This is a genomic window from Photobacterium sp. GB-72 (assembly GCF_003026095.1).
Lineage (GTDB): Bacteria > Pseudomonadota > Gammaproteobacteria > Enterobacterales > Vibrionaceae > Photobacterium.
Map to the genome: position 1 here is coordinate 34,910 of NZ_PYNV01000012.1, position 16,579 is coordinate 51,488.

Sequence of the window (16,579 nt, forward strand, 5' to 3'; positions counted from 1 at the left end):
GCAAATATAAATAAAACAAATAATCGAAATATCGTAACTAGCTGTTTTTAATGTTTTTTACGATTTTAAAAAAATTGGCATAAATGATGGATTAATTAATGTGTAAGTTGTGCAAGCGCATCACTTACACAAAATTTTTGGTCGCACTTGAATAACCGACGAGAGCGATAAAAATCCATAGCTACCATGAAGGTACTTGGGATGGCACCGAAGCCACTGTTTCTTAACCGAAGCAGTGGCTTTTATTTTTTAAGTTGGGTAGGAAATATTATGGCTATAAAAGGACTCATGCAGCTCATCAAAAAATCGTACGGCGTCAGTTTATCTGCTTTGCTGTTTGGAGCGCTAACGGTCAATGCATCGCCATTGGTGTTAGGCGAGCCTGAGAAAGAAGAACTAAAACTAGGCTTTATTAAACTTACGGATATGGCACCGCTAGCTATTGCTTATGAGAAGGGCTATTTCGAAGACGAAGGCTTGTATGTCTCACTGGAAGCGCAAGCAAATTGGAAGGTGCTACTGGATCGCGTGATTGATGGTGAGTTAGATGGCGCGCATATGCTGGCTGGTCAACCTCTCGGTGCAACAATCGGTATTGGTACCAAAGCACCGATTATTACGGCATTTAGCATGGATCTAAATGGTAATGCGATCACTGTTTCCAATGAAGTATGGCAACAAATTAAGCCACAATTACCGGTTGATGAGAATGGAAAAGTTATCCATCCGATTAAAGCTGAAGCGTTAAAGCCTGTATTGGAACATTACAAAGATACCGGAAAGCCATTTCAAATGGGTATGGTTTTCCCGGTATCAACCCATAACTACGAATTACGTTATTGGTTAGCAGCCGCTGGGATCAATCCTGGGTTTTATGCCCCTGAAAAAGGCGATAACAGTGGGCAACGTGAGGCTGAAATCTTACTGAATGTCACGCCACCACCGCAAATGCCAGCCACGATGGAAGCAGGAACAATTCAAGGATATAGCGTTGGTGAACCTTGGAACCAACAAGCGGTAGCGAAAAAAATTGGGGTACCGATCATTGCAGATAATGATATTTGGAAGAATAACCCAGAGAAAGTCTTTGGTGTAACGGAATCATGGGCGAAAGAAAACCCTAATACGCATATTCGATTAGTTAAAGCCTTAATTCGTGCGGCAGCGTGGCTTGATCATAATGGCAATGAGAATCGTGCCGAGGCTTCAAAGATACTTGCTCGTAGTGAATATGTAGGGGCTGATGAAAAGGTAATAGCGAATAGCATGACAGGGAGCTTTGAATATGAGGCTGGTGATATTAGACCTGCACCCGATTTCAACGTGTTCTTTCGTTATAACGCGACTTACCCTTACTACAGTGATGCTGTTTGGTCATTAACCCAAATGCGTCGCTGGGGACAAATACCACAAGCAAAACCTGATAGCTGGTATATCGATATCGCCAAACAAGTTTATCGTCCTGATATTTATCGATTAGCAGTTAATGCCCTGATTTCAGATGGCCTTATGAAGCAATCAGATTTTTCAGACGTCGATAATGAAACGGGTTTCCGCCCTCCACATAATCATTTCATTGACAATATTACCTATGACGGACGTAGCCCGAATGCGTATCTCGAGCAATTTTCGATTGGCTTAAAAGGCGATCAGCAGATCTAAGGAGAGATCATGTCAGCAACGATTAGTTTTCTTAAACAATTACCCGAGCAAAAAGTCATGTTAAAACGCTCATCCGAATGGTTACTACCAGTATTAGGCGTCTTGTTTTTTGTTGTGATTTGGCACTTTTCGGCACTACAAGTGAAAACATCACTTGGTTCATTACCGGGACCGGTTCAAACCGCTGAACAATTTGTGTTACTGGTTGAAGATCATCTGCAAGAGGGAGAAAAAGAACAGGCTTTCTATGAGCGTCAGGAAGTACGTAATGCTAAAAAATTAGCCGCTGATCCTGATGCCAATATCAAAGTGCGTGCTTACACGGGTAAAGCGACATTCTTTGATCAAATAGTTACCAGTTTAGTGACCGTTGCTTGTGGCTTTATTTTAGCATCCGTTATTGCGATCCCATTGGGGTTAGTGCTGGGACTCAATCACAAGTTATACATGGCGTTTAACCCTATTATTCAATTATTAAAACCTGTTTCACCATTGGCATGGTTGCCGTTAGTGACCATGGTAGTAAGTGCAAGTTACGTAACGAAAGATCCGTTAGTCGCAAAATCCTTTCTTAATTCAATGCTTACCGTCACCTTATGCAGTTTATGGCCAACCTTAATTAATACGGCCGTTGGCGTAACGAATGTTGATAAAGATTTAGTCAATGTGAGTCGAGTATTGCGTTTATCTTATTGGCAGCATATTAGAACGATTGTTTTGCCCTCTGCCATTCCGATGATTTTTACCGGCTTAAGATTATCAATTGGTATCGCATGGATGGTACTTATTGCCGCAGAAATGCTCGCGCAAAATCCGGGATTAGGCAAGTTTGTATGGGACGAGTTTCAAAATGGCAGTGCAGCATCGTTAAGCCGAATCATGGTTGCGGTGGTGATGATTGGTTTTATTGGCTTAATGCTCGATAGATTAATGCTCATGATCCAAAAGCGTGTTTCATGGGATAAGCAGCAAGTGTTGCGATAAGGCGAAAAAGGAGAAGTAAGATGCAAAAACCATTACTTGAGTTAACTCAATTAGGGATGCGTTACCCTGTCGCAACGGGCGAATTTGTTGCTTTGAAAGACGTTAATCTAACCGTCAATAAAGGAGAGTTTATCTCCTTAATTGGACATTCTGGTTGTGGTAAATCAACCGTGCTTGATTTAATCGCAGGTCTTCAGATGCCAACTGATGGTGGGGTTATTGTCAGTAATAAAGAAGTTGCAGGGCCGGGGCCAGATAGGGCGGTCGTCTTTCAGCATCACGCTTTATTACCGTGGTTAACGGTTTATCAAAATGTTGAGTTAGCGCTTAAACAGGTCGCGATACATCAAAAACAGAAAGTGAGTAAGACTTTGCTTAATCAGCAAGTGATGCACTATTTAGAGTTGGTGCAAATGACCCATGCCAGTGACAAAAAGCCTGATGAAATTTCTGGTGGTATGAAACAGCGGGTAGGGATTGCTCGTGCTTTAGCAATGCAGCCCAATGTTTTACTGATGGATGAGCCATTTGGTGCTTTAGATGCACTGACAAGAGCACATCTGCAAGATGCCTTAATGGCAATTCAAGCTGAGCTTAATAATACCATTATTATGATCACCCACGATGTCGATGAAGCCGTGCTGTTATCTGATCGTATTGTGATGATGTCAAATGGTCCTGCAGCCACAATCGGTCAAGTATTAGCAGTTGATCTACCTCGTCCTAGAAATCGTGTTTCTCTCGCAAATAACGAACGGTATCAATATCTACGTCAGCAAGTTTTACAGTTTTTATATGAGAAGCACTGCAAAGTTAAGCCAATGACTCAGCCAAGAACGCAAGAAGTCGCGTAAGGAGGCAATATGAACAACGGAATGGATAAACAACATCTTATTGTAATTGGTAACGGCATGGTGGGGCATCACTTTATCGATCAATTAGTCGATAAAGGCGGTTTAGCACACTATTGCATTACGGTTATTGGCGAAGAGTCGGTAGCGGCTTACGATCGGGTGCAATTATCAGCGATGTTTGCTGATAAATCTCAACAAGATCTTATGTTGGGTGATGTGTCGTGGTATCAAAACCAAGGTATAGATTTACGGTTAGGGCAACAAGTTGTTGAGATCAATCGCGCGCAGCAAACGGTAAATATTCGTGATGTGGTTACCTCTGAGCTGATTTGCTTAGATTATGACAAATTAGTGTTAGCGACAGGCTCAACACCATTTGTTCCGCCGATTAAAGGCAACGATCGTCAGAATTGCTTTGTTTATCGCACAATTGATGATCTTGCGGCGATAAAGAATGCCTGTTCACAAGCCAAAACTGGCGCTGTTATTGGCGGTGGGTTACTTGGGCTTGAAGCGGCAAATGCCTTACGTTTATTAGGGTTAGAAACCCATGTCGTTGAGTTTGCTCCTCGGCTAATGCCTGTTCAGTTAGATGATTTAGCCGGTGATTTACTGGCAAAGAAAATCACTGAATTAGGTGTTCATATCCACACCGATATGCGTACAGAAAAAATTACTGATGGGGAAACCGCGACTCATCGTTTATGGTTTGAAAATGATACGCCATTAGATGTCGATGTGATTGTTTTTTCAGCAGGGATAAGACCGCAAGACACCCTTGCTCGCCAATGTGAATTAGAAATTGGCGAACGTGGCGGTATTGTGATTGACGATACCTGCTTGACCAGTGATGCGAATATTTACGCGATTGGTGAATGTGCGTTATGGCAAGCTCGAATTTTTGGTCTTGTTGCACCAGGTTATAGCATGGCGCGTACTGTTGCTTCGCAATTAGTTAGCGAGACAGAGGCCAAGTTTGTTGGTGCGGATATGAGCACCAAATTGAAACTACTAGGCGTTGAAGTGGCTTCTATCGGTGATGCACAGATGCGCACTGAAGGAGCCAAGGAAGTTGTATTGCAAGACAGTGCTGGTGGACGTTATAAGAAGCTCGTTGTGAATGCTGACAGCACGAAAATTCTTGGCGCTATTTTAGTGGGTGATAGCAGCGATTATGACGCCTTATTACAATGTTATTTAAATCAAACAGTATTAACCGAGCACCCCGCACAACTGTTATTTGATACCTCAATGTTAGCGCCATCCACTGATGAAAATAGTGTGGTTTGTTCATGTCATAACGTTACTCGAGGCGCATTAATCAGCCAAGTACAGCAGGGTTGTCACGAACTTGGTGAAATTAAACAAGTGACGAAAGCGGGTACAGGGTGTGGCGGCTGCAGCTCCATGGTTAAACAGATTGTTGATGAACAATTAGCAAGCATGGGAATGGAAGTAAACAACCATGTTTGCCAGCACTTTTCTTATACTCGCCAAGAGCTTTTCCATTTATGCCAAGTGGAAAAAATTCAAGATTTTGAAACCTTACTCGCTACTCATGGGAAAGGGTTAGGCTGTGATATTTGTAAGCCAACAGCAGCATCAATCTTTGCTTCATTATGGAATGAGCATGTTCTCGAATCACCTTATCAACCACTGCAAGATTCTAACGATGCCTTTCTTGCAAATATTCAAAAGGATGGCAGCTATTCAGTTGTGCCTCGGGTCCCCGGTGGTGAAATTACCCCCGATAAATTAATCACCCTTGGTGAAGTGGCCAAAAAATACGATTTATATACCAAAATCACAGGTGGACAACGGGTTGATTTGTTTGGTGCACAACTATCACAATTGCCTGATATATGGGCTGAGTTGATTGAGGCTGGATTTGAAACGGGTCATGCCTATGGCAAATCATTACGAACCGTTAAATCTTGCGTGGGGTCAACGTGGTGCCGCTATGGGGTTGATGATTCAATGGCACTCTCGATTGAATTAGAAAATCGTTATAAAGGGTTACGCTCACCGCATAAATTGAAATTTGCTGTCTCAGGTTGTACCCGAGAATGTGCAGAAGCACAAAGTAAAGACATTGGTATTATTGCAACAGAGCAGGGCTGGAACCTTTATGTTGGCGGTAATGGTGGTATGCGTCCACGTCATGGTGATCTATTTGCTGTTGATTTAGATAAACCCACCTTGATTGCTTATATCGATAGAATTTTAATGTTTTATGTAAAAACAGCTGATCGTCTACAACGAACATCAGTATGGCTAGAAAATTTAGAAGGTGGGCTCGATTATCTTAAACAAGTGGTTATTGAAGATAAACTTGCCATCAACATCTCATTAGAAAAGCAAATGGAACATGTGATTAATAGTTATCAATGTGAATGGAAAACAACCTTATCATCAGAGCAAAAACTGCATCGTTTTCGTCAGTTTATTAATCTCAAAGATGAAGAGATCTCCTTACCATATCAACGTATTCGAGGTCAGCGTATCCCTATTAAGGAGGAATTATGAGTGATGTGACGGAAATACCTCAATCAATAAAATCAGATCTTCGTTGGGTTAAGATCTGCCATAAAGATGATTTAGTTCCTGACTCAGGTATTGCTGCCTTAGTTAATCAACAACAAATTGCGCTGTATTACTTACCTAAACAAAATAATGCAGTCTATGCCGTTGATAATTGGGATCCTATTGCAAAAGCTTATGTCATGAGTCGCGGTATTGTTGGTGATCAAGATGGTGTGTTATGTGTCGCCTCACCATTATTGAAACAACATTATGATCTGGCGACAGGAAAGTGCTTAGAAGTGCCAGAGCATATCCTTGGTACATGGAAAACCCGTTGGAACAATAACGAGTTATGGCTTTATACAGGCTAGTGAGCCTATCGTTATTGCAGTACGCTTTTGTCTAAATATAAAAATGCCGTTAGTAGGTAAACTATTAACGGCATTTTTGATCTAGAAGTTAACGCACGGTTATTTATTCAATTGTGCTTTTGCTTCTTCAACTTTTGAAAAGTCTAAACCAAGCTCTTCTACTGCTTCTTTGATTAATGCTGGATTCTGCATTACCTGCGCCATCAATTGTTGCAGCTTATCTTGTGGTAAGCCTAACTGACTAATTGTTGTCATTGCTGCAAGAGGGTTTTGCGTCAATGTCTGAAAAATCTCATTAATTTGGGAATCGCTGATATTGTTCTCTTTCAACAGGGCAATAATTGGGTTCATCACATGACCTTTTAGGACTAAATACAATAGACAATTAGTTTAACACTAGCTTTTCGTTGTGAGTACTGAGAAATGATGCTTACTTGGAGGGGAAGAAGTATTGTTAATTACCCATAAAGAATAAGTGATTAAATTTGTTACTTATATATCTATGGGTTATAACTTTTACATAACCTTTACATACGGATTATCAAATAGTTATATGATAGCGTAAAATTGCTCTGATGCTTATAAATAGGATTAATGATGTTTGTACCGAAAATCGCTATTCGACACTGTATTTTATTATTTGTTTGTTTATTAACACTAGGAGGGTGTGCAAACTCAGGTAATACGACATCAACAAAACCTGTTTTGAGCTATAAGCACCATAGTGAATACGGTAAAGCATCGTATTACGCAAATAAATATCAAGGGCGCAAGACAGCAAGCGGGCAGCACTTTGATCAAAATAAACCAACAGCAGCACATAGAACATTACCTTTTGGTACCAAAGTTAAAGTAACTAATTTAGCAAATAGTAAAAGTGTTGTTGTGACAGTAAATGATCGCGGCCCATTCACAAAAGGGCGAGTAATAGATTTATCCCGTTCAGCTTTTAGTGCGATCGGAAATACAGCGTCAGGTGTACTTAAGGTAAAAGTTGAGACATTAAATTAACCTGTATTAGTTTATCGCCATGACGATGATTGAAAGGATATTAGATGATTTTAGAAACACTTCACCAGTCGGTACAAACCGTCTTTGCTAATAAAATACGGTTAGTAAAGGCATTACTCATTCCATTTATAGTGACGTATTTATTACGTTCATTAAAAGTATCAATGGCAGGTATTGAGATATATGAGGAAGCGATTATATTTGTCCTAAATATAGCAATTTTCCTAGTTTCTTCCATTATCTGTCTACGAACTCAGCAAATACTAGACAGCCATGGTACAGACGATACCCGCTTTTCTAATTGGAGAGGTATCAGTTTTGATGTCCAGCAGCGTCACTATACGGCTTATTTATTCCTACTATTTGGATTGTTATATGCTATCTGGGCTGTTTTTAAAGTAGATTATGATTGGGTAAATAACGGCGTACTGTATTGTATATTGTTACTATTAGGCTGTGCAGGTTGGGTGATTTTTTCTCGTCTATCTTTTGTTTTACCTGCTATTGCTGCGGGGAAAAAAGCGTCTTTTAAAGATGCACTAGAGCTGACTAAGCATAAAAGGTTATATGCCTTTGTGATTGCCGGACTGCTACCTGTAGCATTTTATATGTTGTTTATCGGTCTACCCATTTTCTTATTATTTGCTAACCCTAACTTTGCGATGAGCCTAAAATTTATTAATGTGTTTATCTGGGGAGTTATTGTTATTGCAATTCCATTTATTATTGCGGCAGTTGAAGCTACGGCTTATCGTGCTTTAATGGATAATTCAGAAGCAACCGAAATTTCTAGCGTAGAATAAATGCAAATCTTAGAGATATAAAAAGAGCGCTGATGCGCTCTTTTTTATTTTTGTAATCGATTAGAGGTCGTCGTCGAAATCGCCAAAGCCACTGTCGTCGCCAAAGCCACTGTCGCCACCACCAAAACCATTGTTAGCGAATGTATCATCGTCACCAAAGCCGCTGTCATCACCGCCAAAACCTGAATCGCCAAAACCTTGGTTATCATCAAAGCCTGAGTTACCAAATCCACCAGTGTAATCAGAGCTAAAGTTATTAGCTGTGTCGTCTAAGAAGCTGCTACCGCCTTGGTCGTCAAACGCTGGGTTTGCAACATCCGCCTCTGGTACAGCCTGATCTGCAGATGCTGTATCAGGTGCCGCATCTTGGGTTGTATCAGTTGCATCGGCTGCTGGCGCTGGATCGGCTGCTGCTGTATCTGCTGGCTGATCGTGATCAAATAGCATGTTACTAATTACGCTACCTGCAACCATACCTGCAGCAACACCTGCCGCTGTTTGCATAAACCCACCAAATGCACTTGGTTGGCGAGCAGGTGGTTGTGGTGGCTGAGGAGCAGGACGAGAGCCACCAAACATACGACTTAACGAGCCACGGTTTGATTCTTCTTTATAGTACTCAGCATTCTTTTCTAAATAGTCGTTCTTTTCTTTTAGCTGCTTTAATGCCATTTCTTGTACTAGAACAGCTTGAGTAAGTTTGTAAATAGCATCGGGCTGAGATGCTATTTCATCGGCAATGAATTTTTCAGCATCTGCATCTTTTTTGCTTTCTGGGCTTTGTTTGAGCTTAGTAGCAACACTTTGAATAAGATCTTTTTCTTGTGGAGTCATGGTTTTTACCTTCTCAATACCCTATGTGCAGGGATAGCTTAGTTGCATAGCTGACTCTGAAATAAAAAGAATCAACCTTGCTTTATAGGTTAGTTCGTTACTGCATTATTCACATTATTAACTTGAACAGTAGCTGAACATACTAGTACAAGTCTTAAATCTAAATAAAATGCCCAGATAATGTATTACGAAAGTTGTAACACATCTACTCTTCGCCACAAAAATAGGGACGATTATTGTTACTATCTGTAAATGAGGGCTGCAATGTGAAATATCAATACAGTTATAGTTTAGAACAGCATAAAATCAAAACTATGCTGTTGGTATGATGTGTATGTCTGTTGTTAGCGTAAGATATTATTATCGTGTCGCCAGTCCATAATTGTCCATTCATTCATTTGTGCGTGAAGCGCAAGAGAAGGATCCGGGTTAACAGCAAAAGGCTTTTGAACGAATTTAAGTAAAGGTAAGTCGTTGATGGAGTCACTATAGCCGTAATAGTGACGATAATATTGTGATTGTTCTGCTAGCCATGATTCAAGACGTGTAATTTTACCTTCGCGATAGCTGAGAACACCACATGTTTTCCCTGTATATACACCGTTAATCGTTTCTAAATTAATAGCGATGCAATGAGAGACGCCGAGTTTCTCCGCAATTGGTTTTACGAGATGTTCAGATGAAGCAGAGACAATTATGATTTCATCTCCGCGCTTTTTATGCCATTCAATTCGCTTAATGGCATCAGAATAAACGGCAGGTGAAATGTATTCTTCAATAAAACGTGTAACGAGAGCAGATATTTCTTGTTCTGTTTTTCCTACTAAAGGAGCCAATGTTTTATCCATATAGCTCTCCATATCAAGCTTACCTTTTTGGTAAGCTTGCATCATTTCAGCTTCTTGTTGCTCTAACGATGATGAAGCAAGTTGGTTGTTAACGAGAAATGTTGTCCAAAGGCTAGCTGAATCTGCTGCGATAAGTGTTTCATCAAGATCAAAAATGGCCAAACAAGGGCGAATGTTGCGCTCAAGATTAAGTGACAAATCTCATTCCTTACTAGTTAGTTATCACGATAAATTGCTGACTGAGGGTAGGGAGCTAGCGTGACATTTTTGTGTCGTAATCATGTAATTTTTACTAATTCATGATCACGACAGCTAAATGTAAACGGAAAGTATTGAGAGAGCAGATAAGATTAAGCGATGCTTTCTTGAATGAGCTGTTCATTTAGGTATTTACAACTGTGATGTTTGGTTGTTTGATCATCAAACTCTTTCGTGATGTTAAAAGGCGTTCCTTTTGCAAAGTGCCAAAAGTACTTTTCGAGCTCTTTATTAAACTGGCTCTCAGTACAACCGGTGACAGGTGAAAAAAAAGTAAAGGTTGTTATGTCGTCTTGGCCTGAATTAACAAAACTTCGCTCAAAGCCATTATACCCAAATGCTTTAACATTAGGGGTGGGTAAACCACCGGGTACTAAGTGCGCTGGAACTGTGATTGTTACGCTAGTCATGCTCATCATGTCATCTCCATTGCGTCTTGATGATAATTATACTCTACAGAAAAAGATTGTATTTCACTATAAAAATTACATTACTCAATTATTCCCATAACGTATTGATATATATAGTGATGATGGGACAGTACTTTTTTTGTGACTAATATATCTATTTTTAATAAAGGAACAGTAATTACGGTTAAATTGTTTAAGTTAGATCTAGATAATTACACTAAATAAAGGGATTTATGAAATATTCAACACTTTCTTCTTCACTAATGCTGCTACTCGCATCTACATCATTTAGCGCTCATGCAAATGAAAATAAAGAATCTCAAACCACCATTTTCTATGGTGGTCCGGTTATCACTATGGAAAAGTCGCAACCAAGAGCAGAAGCGGTTGTGACGAGTAAGTATGGCAAGATTGTTTATGTTGGATCTGAACAAGAAGCATTGAAACAGTATCCAAACTCTAAAAAAGTAGATTTGGACGATAAAGTGTTAATGCCCGGATTTATTGAACAACACTTACATCCTTTCTTAGCGGCGTTAACATTAAATATGCCAGTTATTGCGCCAGAAGAATGGCAGCTGCCTTCAAAAACATGGCCAGCAGTAACAAACCATGATGATTATATTGCAGCTTTAACATTACAAGAAAAAGCGTTAAAAGATCCGAATGAAGTGCTATGGACATGGGGATTTAACAATTTTTTCCATGGTGAAATATCTCGTCAAGAGTTAGATAAAATTTCTAAAACACGTCCAATTGGTGTGTGGCATCGTTCAGCACATGAGTTTTATGTTAATTCTGCATTTATCGAGAAATTTGGTCTTAATCAAACGGATATTGATAAGCTAGGTAAAGAAGTGGCTGATCAGGCGAATCTAGATGAAGGTCACTTTTTAGAAGGTGGGGCACTCATTTATTTATTGCCACGAATTGCATCTGAATTAGGTAATAAAGAGCGCTTTTCTGCCGGTTTAAAGCAAATGGTGACGATGCTGCATCAAAAAGGGGTTACCGCTTACAACGAGCCTGGTGCATTTATCCCTGATTATATGATCGATACATATCTTGAGATCCTTGGTGGTGAATCTACACCTATGTATTCATTCTTTACGCCAGAAAGTAAAACGCCATATTTTGCAAAGGGTAAAGAAGGTGTATTGAAAGAGGTTGAACGCATAACGACAATATTACCTGAAGATGGCAAAGTTCGTTTCTTTGATAAACAAGTTAAGTTGTTGTTTGATGGTGCGATTATCTCTCAGTTGATGAAGATGAAAGATGGCTATACCGATGGACATCATGGGGAATGGATTCAAACACCTGAAGATGTTGAAGCGATCACTAAAATCTTCTGGGAAAATGATTATCAAATCTTGGTGCATGTAAATGGCGATCTTGGCGTTGAGAAGCTAATTAAGATTTTAGAAAAGCGCCAGGCTGAATACCCACGTGAAGATCATCGTTTTACCATTATCCACTTTGCAAACTCTACAGATGAGCAAGTCGAGAAGCTAAAATCACTCGGGGCTATTATTAGTGTAAACCCTTATTATGTTACTGGTTTTAGCGAAAAGTTCGGAGAGGTTGGTTTAGGCGAAGAGCGTGCTCACTCAATGGTTCGCTTGGCAACGATAGAAAAACAAGAGATTCCGGTATCGCTTCACTCTGATGCACCAATGGCTCCTTCTGATCCGCTGTTATTAGCTTGGAGTGCTGCAACACGTATAAGTAATGAAGGTAATGTTATTCGTCCAGACTTAGCACTATCTCGAGATGCTGCTTTGCGTGGTATAACAATTGAAGCGGCTTATTCTTGGGGTCAAGAAGAGACACTAGGCAGTATTAGAACAGGAAAAATAGCTAACTTTACTATTTTAGAGCAAGACCCGTATAAAGTGGAAATTAAGACTCTTAAAGATATCCCAATTTACGGTACGGTATTTGAGGGTAAACTGTTTCCAATTGATAAATAGTCGATTATAAACATGCAAAAAACGCCTATTAAAAGTGGTTCACTGGTAATAGGCGTTTTTGTTTATTGATTAAACTAGTCTTTAACCCACTGGTCATTGACTTTTTTCAACGAAACTTGTTCGGAGATCGTATCAACAACTTGGCCTGCTTTGAAATCGCCGTATTTCGCGCCGTAAGCAACAACCATCACTTCTGAAGATAGATTTTTCTTAAGGCTAGTTAATGCCGAACCTAAATCGTTTTTGGTTTGATCTGTGGCATTATTTTCTTTTGCTGGTTGCTCTGCAACTTTACGCATTGATTCTTTAAATTGCTCAAGACTCTTTGTTGCAACAAGGTCGTAAGTTACTTTTGCTTTGTAATCAGTTTTTGTATCAAGTAATACTTTATCAATCTTTAGGTTTTTAACTTCAAACGGAGTCGTGTCAGCTGTTATACCAAGATTTGGTTGCTCGTATTGGCTTGATTGTACAACATTACTGATTGTTGATTCGTCAACTTTTTCACTGCATCCGGTTAGTAATATTGATGATGCAATCGCTGCCGCTAAAACAAACTTTTTCATTGATAACGCTCTTTAAACGATAAAATATACTTTATTTTATACCCTTTGAATGAGTAAGGAGCAAGTCTGTACTAGCAAATCTTTCCTAATGCTAACAATTGTATGCGAAATTGATGGGTGTTTTTTTACATTGCAATATACATAAAAATATTTTTAATAAAGAATAAGATAGAAGTGATGTAAGAATGCAACATATGTACAAATAGAAGTAAGTCTAGCTTTTGTTGATTAAGATAAAGGACATTGACATTGCCTTACTCCATTACATAATTCTCTAAATCGAGAGTCTTATTGTTGATTAATTCGTTACACTGAAATTAAAACAGGCCAAGGAAGAGATAAAAATTATAGATGTAGGAAAATAGCATGGGAACCGTGGTGGTAGTGATACCTAATTTTATTTTGGTTAATCATAGCTTGTGTTGTTTAAAGCTATTGATAAATACTGCAGCTCAGATGGATGAAAAAGATGAAATTTAAGCTATTTGTACTATCAGTCAGTACTATGGGGTTGTTTTTTATATCAGCAGCTCATGCCGATCCGATAGAAAAGGCTTTAGACGTAATTAGTATCCCTAAGGCAATGCAAATTCTTGAAAAAGATGGCTATTATGATTTTCGAAAAATTAAGGTAGTTCGAGAATATAATGAGATAGAAGTCGATGCATTAAATAAAGACGGCCATCGTGTTGAGATAGAAATGGATCTCTATACCGGTAATATCATGCAAGCGCAGCTGGATTAGGCATTATAATAAAAACGGCGATGATTGATCATCGCCTGATATTAAATGACGACTTCTTTAGTCGTGATCATCATAATAAAAACGTCCCTCTAGCGAGTAAGGGTCATTTTGATCATATAAATTATGGTGTCCCCGCATTTTCTTTAATTGCTTCTCTAGGGCTCTGGCCTGATCAAAATGACCTTCTTGATAGGCAATAGATATTTTTTGTTCGATATCTTCAATTCTATCTTGGTTATTCATGTTCAGTCCTCCATCTATATCATTATCATATGCCGCGCTGAATAATTGCCAATTGTGATTGACCTTATAATTTTATACTAAAAATATATAACAATGGCTTAACAACCGGGTTTTTTGCAGTAATAAAATGAATCAAAGAGGTATAATGTTCATAAAAACAGTCATTTTATATCAATAAACGAGCTATTATTCTGTTTAGTTAAATAAAGTGGTCGATTGTAAAATTTGTGTGATATGTTTGATTTGTTGATAGTTTTATAAAGATAAAAACAAGCAGATTGTGAATAATCTGAGGCTATGAATAAAAAAGAGTCTGTGGATGTTCTCCAAAAATAGTATTGAATAAAGTTTGGCCGCTGATTATCAATACTGGTTGGTTGTTCTTTAGCTATATGAGTGCAAGTTTATAATGTATTAAGCCCGATGCATATCGGGCTTGTTTTTATATTACTAGCATGATGATATTATTTTAGCTACTGTGTACATTGCACACGATTCCTTCCAGCCTCTTTCGCTTTATATAATGCGTTATCAGCTTGTTTTAAAACATCTTCTGGTTCTTGTTCTAAATAGTTTTCTGCAACGCCAATACTGACTGTTACTTTGACTGATTTTGATGTTTTCTCTTGTCCACGAGCTTTAGATCCTGACCGATTGCTAGTAGGACGCTTGTCATGATCACGAATAATCATTTTATATTTTTCAATTTTTTCTCTTAATTCTTCAAGAAATGGCAAACATTCATCGATACTTTTTCCTTTGAATAAAATCGTGAACTCTTCCCCACCATAACGGTAGGCATTGCCACCACCATCAATGTCTTTCATAAGAGTAGCAACTAACTTGAGTACGTCGTCACCAGTATCATGGCCATATTTGTCATTAAATTTCTTAAAATGGTCAACATCGATCATCGCTAAGGTATAGGTTCTTCCTAAATGCTTAAGCTCATTATCTAACGCTCGACGCCCCGGGATTTCTGTCAGCTGGTCAATGAAGGCTAATTCATGGCTACAACTGATGATGTTAATAAGTAGTAATATCGCGACAATACTGAAGGCAACACTAGAGATGAAAGAGTATTGGAAAAAGGTAAACGTAACAAAACTAAACAGCAAACAGATGAAGACGGCTTGATCTGAACTATGGTTTCGTTTCAAAAGTGTTGATGCGCTACTACATACCAAGGCGAGATTTAATAACAATATAACCAATGGTAATAGCGACAAGTTTCGATAAGTAAAAAGGTATGTATCCCACCAAGATGTAAGATCTGTAGCGTTAAAGTGTTTATATACTAAAGCAGCCCATCCTACTTGTAAGAGTAAAAATACAGAAAATAGTGCGCCAAATCGAGAAAATAAGCGCTTATCAGGCATGATATGTACTTGCAGAAGATTAAAGGGGAGTAAACCTGCAAGTAAGCTAAAAATGAGTTTAACGTTATCGTTTGTTAAAGGCGTTTGCAGGTAATGAATGATGATTAGATATGCAACTAACATAATTAGTGCAACATAACCGGTTCTGCCTTGATTAAATGGTTGGCTCAGAAAAATAACTATCGTAAATAAAATGTAGGGAATATTGACAAGAAGATCTTGATAGTTAGCCAAAGATACTGCGGAAAAAGGTAATGCTATCAACATTAAGATTGCTATCGTTAACGGGATTATTAACCGCATGCCTGCTGAACGAAAGTGTGAAAAAAGGAGCATTAATCTCAACCTTAAATAAATACGTTTGTTTATGAGCGAATACGAGCCTAATAATTATTCGTATTTATCATCTTCCATGAATATGTTAGCCATAGCGACTATTTTAGCTATATCGGCTAACACATCAATAACTTAAATTATCTATTTACTTTTTTAGGTAGGGAAAAAGTTGTTTAATTTGCTCTGGCGTTAAATTTTCAACACAGTCAATATTTCGTTCAGGGATCGCCTCAGGATCAGGGTAGTGCTTGAGTACCTTCTCCATACTTTCTTCACGGATCAAATGAAAAATAGGATAGGGCGAACGGTTTGTTAGGTTTTCAGCATCTTCAGGTTCTGTACCATAAAAGCAGTAATCTGGATGAAAACTAGCGATTTGATATATCCCACTTTTACCTAGTTGAACGATAAGCCCTTCGACTAAATCAAGGAATTGATTGTAGTCCTCAAAATCTTCAAGTAAATAAGGTGCGACAACAAGTGTCGTTTCTAATTCTTGTGGTGGCGTTTCGTCGAGCTCTTTAAGTTGTAAATAAATGGACTCAAGTAGGTCGTTTTCAGACTTGTCACTGCATACATGAATTTTAATTTGCTTGTTGCGTTGAGGTTTAGCAGCAAAAGGACAAAGGTTTAAACCAATCACAACATCATTAAGCCATTGCTGAACACTTTGCTCAATATCATTAAGCGCTTGAACATTTTCGGCGATTGTTGACTTCATAGACTGACTTTCCAATAATTTTAGTTATAAAAAAGGCCAGCAAAGGCTGACCTTTTAA

17 protein-coding genes are annotated in these 16,579 nt (G+C 38.7%); 9 read left to right on the forward strand and 8 right to left on the reverse strand.

Annotation, left to right across the window (positions count from 1 at the left end):
- Positions 1–201 precede the first annotated feature (201 nt).
- The 5 genes from C9J40_RS13910 to nirD are packed head-to-tail and all read left to right on the forward strand — an operon-like array spanning position 202 to position 6,394.
- Positions 202–1,662 (forward strand): CmpA/NrtA family ABC transporter substrate-binding protein, encoded by a 1,461-nt coding sequence (locus tag C9J40_RS13910; protein WP_006644067.1) that lies wholly within the window; start codon positions 202–204, stop codon positions 1,660–1,662.
- Between the two features lie 57 nt (positions 1,663–1,719).
- Complete coding sequence (locus C9J40_RS13915) at positions 1,720–2,646, forward strand: ABC transporter permease (RefSeq protein ID WP_107206973.1); 927 nt, start codon at positions 1,720–1,722, stop codon at positions 2,644–2,646.
- A 20-nt stretch (positions 2,647–2,666) separates the two neighbouring features.
- A complete protein-coding gene (locus C9J40_RS13920; RefSeq protein WP_005364475.1) occupies positions 2,667–3,500 on the forward strand; it encodes an ABC transporter ATP-binding protein in 834 nt (277 codons plus the stop codon).
- Positions 3,501–3,509: 9 nt separating this feature from the next.
- Positions 3,510–6,026 (forward strand): nitrite reductase large subunit NirB, encoded by a 2,517-nt coding sequence (gene nirB, locus C9J40_RS13925; protein WP_107247252.1) that lies wholly within the window; start codon positions 3,510–3,512, stop codon positions 6,024–6,026.
- Entirely contained in the window at positions 6,023–6,394 is a 372-nt protein-coding gene (gene nirD / locus C9J40_RS13930) for a nitrite reductase small subunit NirD (RefSeq protein WP_107206842.1), read from the forward strand. Before nirB ends, nirD begins: the two co-directional genes overlap by 4 nt.
- Before the next feature lie 99 nt (positions 6,395–6,493).
- Here nirD and C9J40_RS13935 read toward each other — a convergent pair whose 3' ends face one another.
- The gene (locus C9J40_RS13935; RefSeq protein WP_005364493.1) at positions 6,494–6,745 is read right to left on the reverse strand and encodes a DUF2999 family protein; all 252 of its coding nucleotides are present in this window, start codon (positions 6,743–6,745) and stop codon (positions 6,494–6,496) included.
- Between the two features lie 246 nt (positions 6,746–6,991).
- Between C9J40_RS13935 and C9J40_RS13940 the strand changes: the two genes are divergently transcribed.
- Together C9J40_RS13940 and C9J40_RS13945 are read left to right on the forward strand one after the other, a co-directional pair.
- Positions 6,992–7,405 (forward strand): septal ring lytic transglycosylase RlpA family protein, encoded by a 414-nt coding sequence (locus C9J40_RS13940; protein ID WP_107247253.1) that lies wholly within the window; start codon positions 6,992–6,994, stop codon positions 7,403–7,405.
- A gap of 44 nt (positions 7,406–7,449) precedes the next feature.
- Positions 7,450–8,208 carry a hypothetical protein gene (locus C9J40_RS13945; protein ID WP_107206844.1) on the forward strand — a complete coding sequence of 253 codons (759 nt, stop codon included), beginning with the start codon at positions 7,450–7,452 and terminating at the stop codon, positions 8,206–8,208.
- A 60-nt stretch (positions 8,209–8,268) separates the two neighbouring features.
- Here the strand turns inward: C9J40_RS13945 and C9J40_RS13950 are convergent, their stop codons facing one another.
- From C9J40_RS13950 to C9J40_RS13960, 3 genes are all read right to left on the reverse strand, one after another.
- Entirely contained in the window at positions 8,269–9,042 is a 774-nt protein-coding gene (locus C9J40_RS13950; RefSeq protein WP_107206845.1) for a DUF2076 family protein, read from the reverse strand.
- Between the two features lie 344 nt (positions 9,043–9,386).
- Complete coding sequence (locus C9J40_RS13955; protein ID WP_107206846.1) at positions 9,387–10,088, reverse strand: HAD family phosphatase; 702 nt, start codon at positions 10,086–10,088, stop codon at positions 9,387–9,389.
- Between the two features lie 152 nt (positions 10,089–10,240).
- Complete coding sequence (locus C9J40_RS13960) at positions 10,241–10,567, reverse strand: hypothetical protein (RefSeq protein ID WP_233218490.1); 327 nt, start codon at positions 10,565–10,567, stop codon at positions 10,241–10,243.
- Between the two features lie 224 nt (positions 10,568–10,791).
- Between C9J40_RS13960 and C9J40_RS13965 the strand changes: the two genes are divergently transcribed.
- On the forward strand, positions 10,792–12,531 hold the full coding sequence (locus C9J40_RS13965; protein WP_107206847.1) for an amidohydrolase: 1,740 nt from the start codon (positions 10,792–10,794) through the stop codon (positions 12,529–12,531).
- 74 nt (positions 12,532–12,605) lie between these two features.
- Here C9J40_RS13965 and C9J40_RS13970 read toward each other — a convergent pair whose 3' ends face one another.
- A complete protein-coding gene (locus C9J40_RS13970) occupies positions 12,606–13,097 on the reverse strand; it encodes a hypothetical protein (protein WP_107206848.1) in 492 nt (163 codons plus the stop codon).
- Between the two features lie 469 nt (positions 13,098–13,566).
- Between C9J40_RS13970 and C9J40_RS13975 the strand changes: the two genes are divergently transcribed.
- Positions 13,567–13,842 (forward strand): PepSY domain-containing protein, encoded by a 276-nt coding sequence (locus tag C9J40_RS13975; protein ID WP_107206849.1) that lies wholly within the window; start codon positions 13,567–13,569, stop codon positions 13,840–13,842.
- Positions 13,843–13,899: 57 nt separating this feature from the next.
- Here the strand turns inward: C9J40_RS13975 and C9J40_RS13980 are convergent, their stop codons facing one another.
- From C9J40_RS13980 to C9J40_RS13990, 3 genes are all read right to left on the reverse strand, one after another.
- On the reverse strand, positions 13,900–14,085 hold the full coding sequence (locus C9J40_RS13980) for a hypothetical protein (protein ID WP_045147560.1): 186 nt from the start codon (positions 14,083–14,085) through the stop codon (positions 13,900–13,902).
- A 473-nt stretch (positions 14,086–14,558) separates the two neighbouring features.
- Complete coding sequence (locus C9J40_RS13985) at positions 14,559–15,800, reverse strand: GGDEF domain-containing protein (protein ID WP_107206850.1); 1,242 nt, start codon at positions 15,798–15,800, stop codon at positions 14,559–14,561.
- A 145-nt stretch (positions 15,801–15,945) separates the two neighbouring features.
- Positions 15,946–16,521, reverse strand: a complete 576-nt coding sequence (locus tag C9J40_RS13990) for a DUF1415 domain-containing protein (RefSeq protein ID WP_107247254.1) — start codon at positions 16,519–16,521, stop codon at positions 15,946–15,948.
- Positions 16,522–16,579 lie beyond the last annotated feature (58 nt).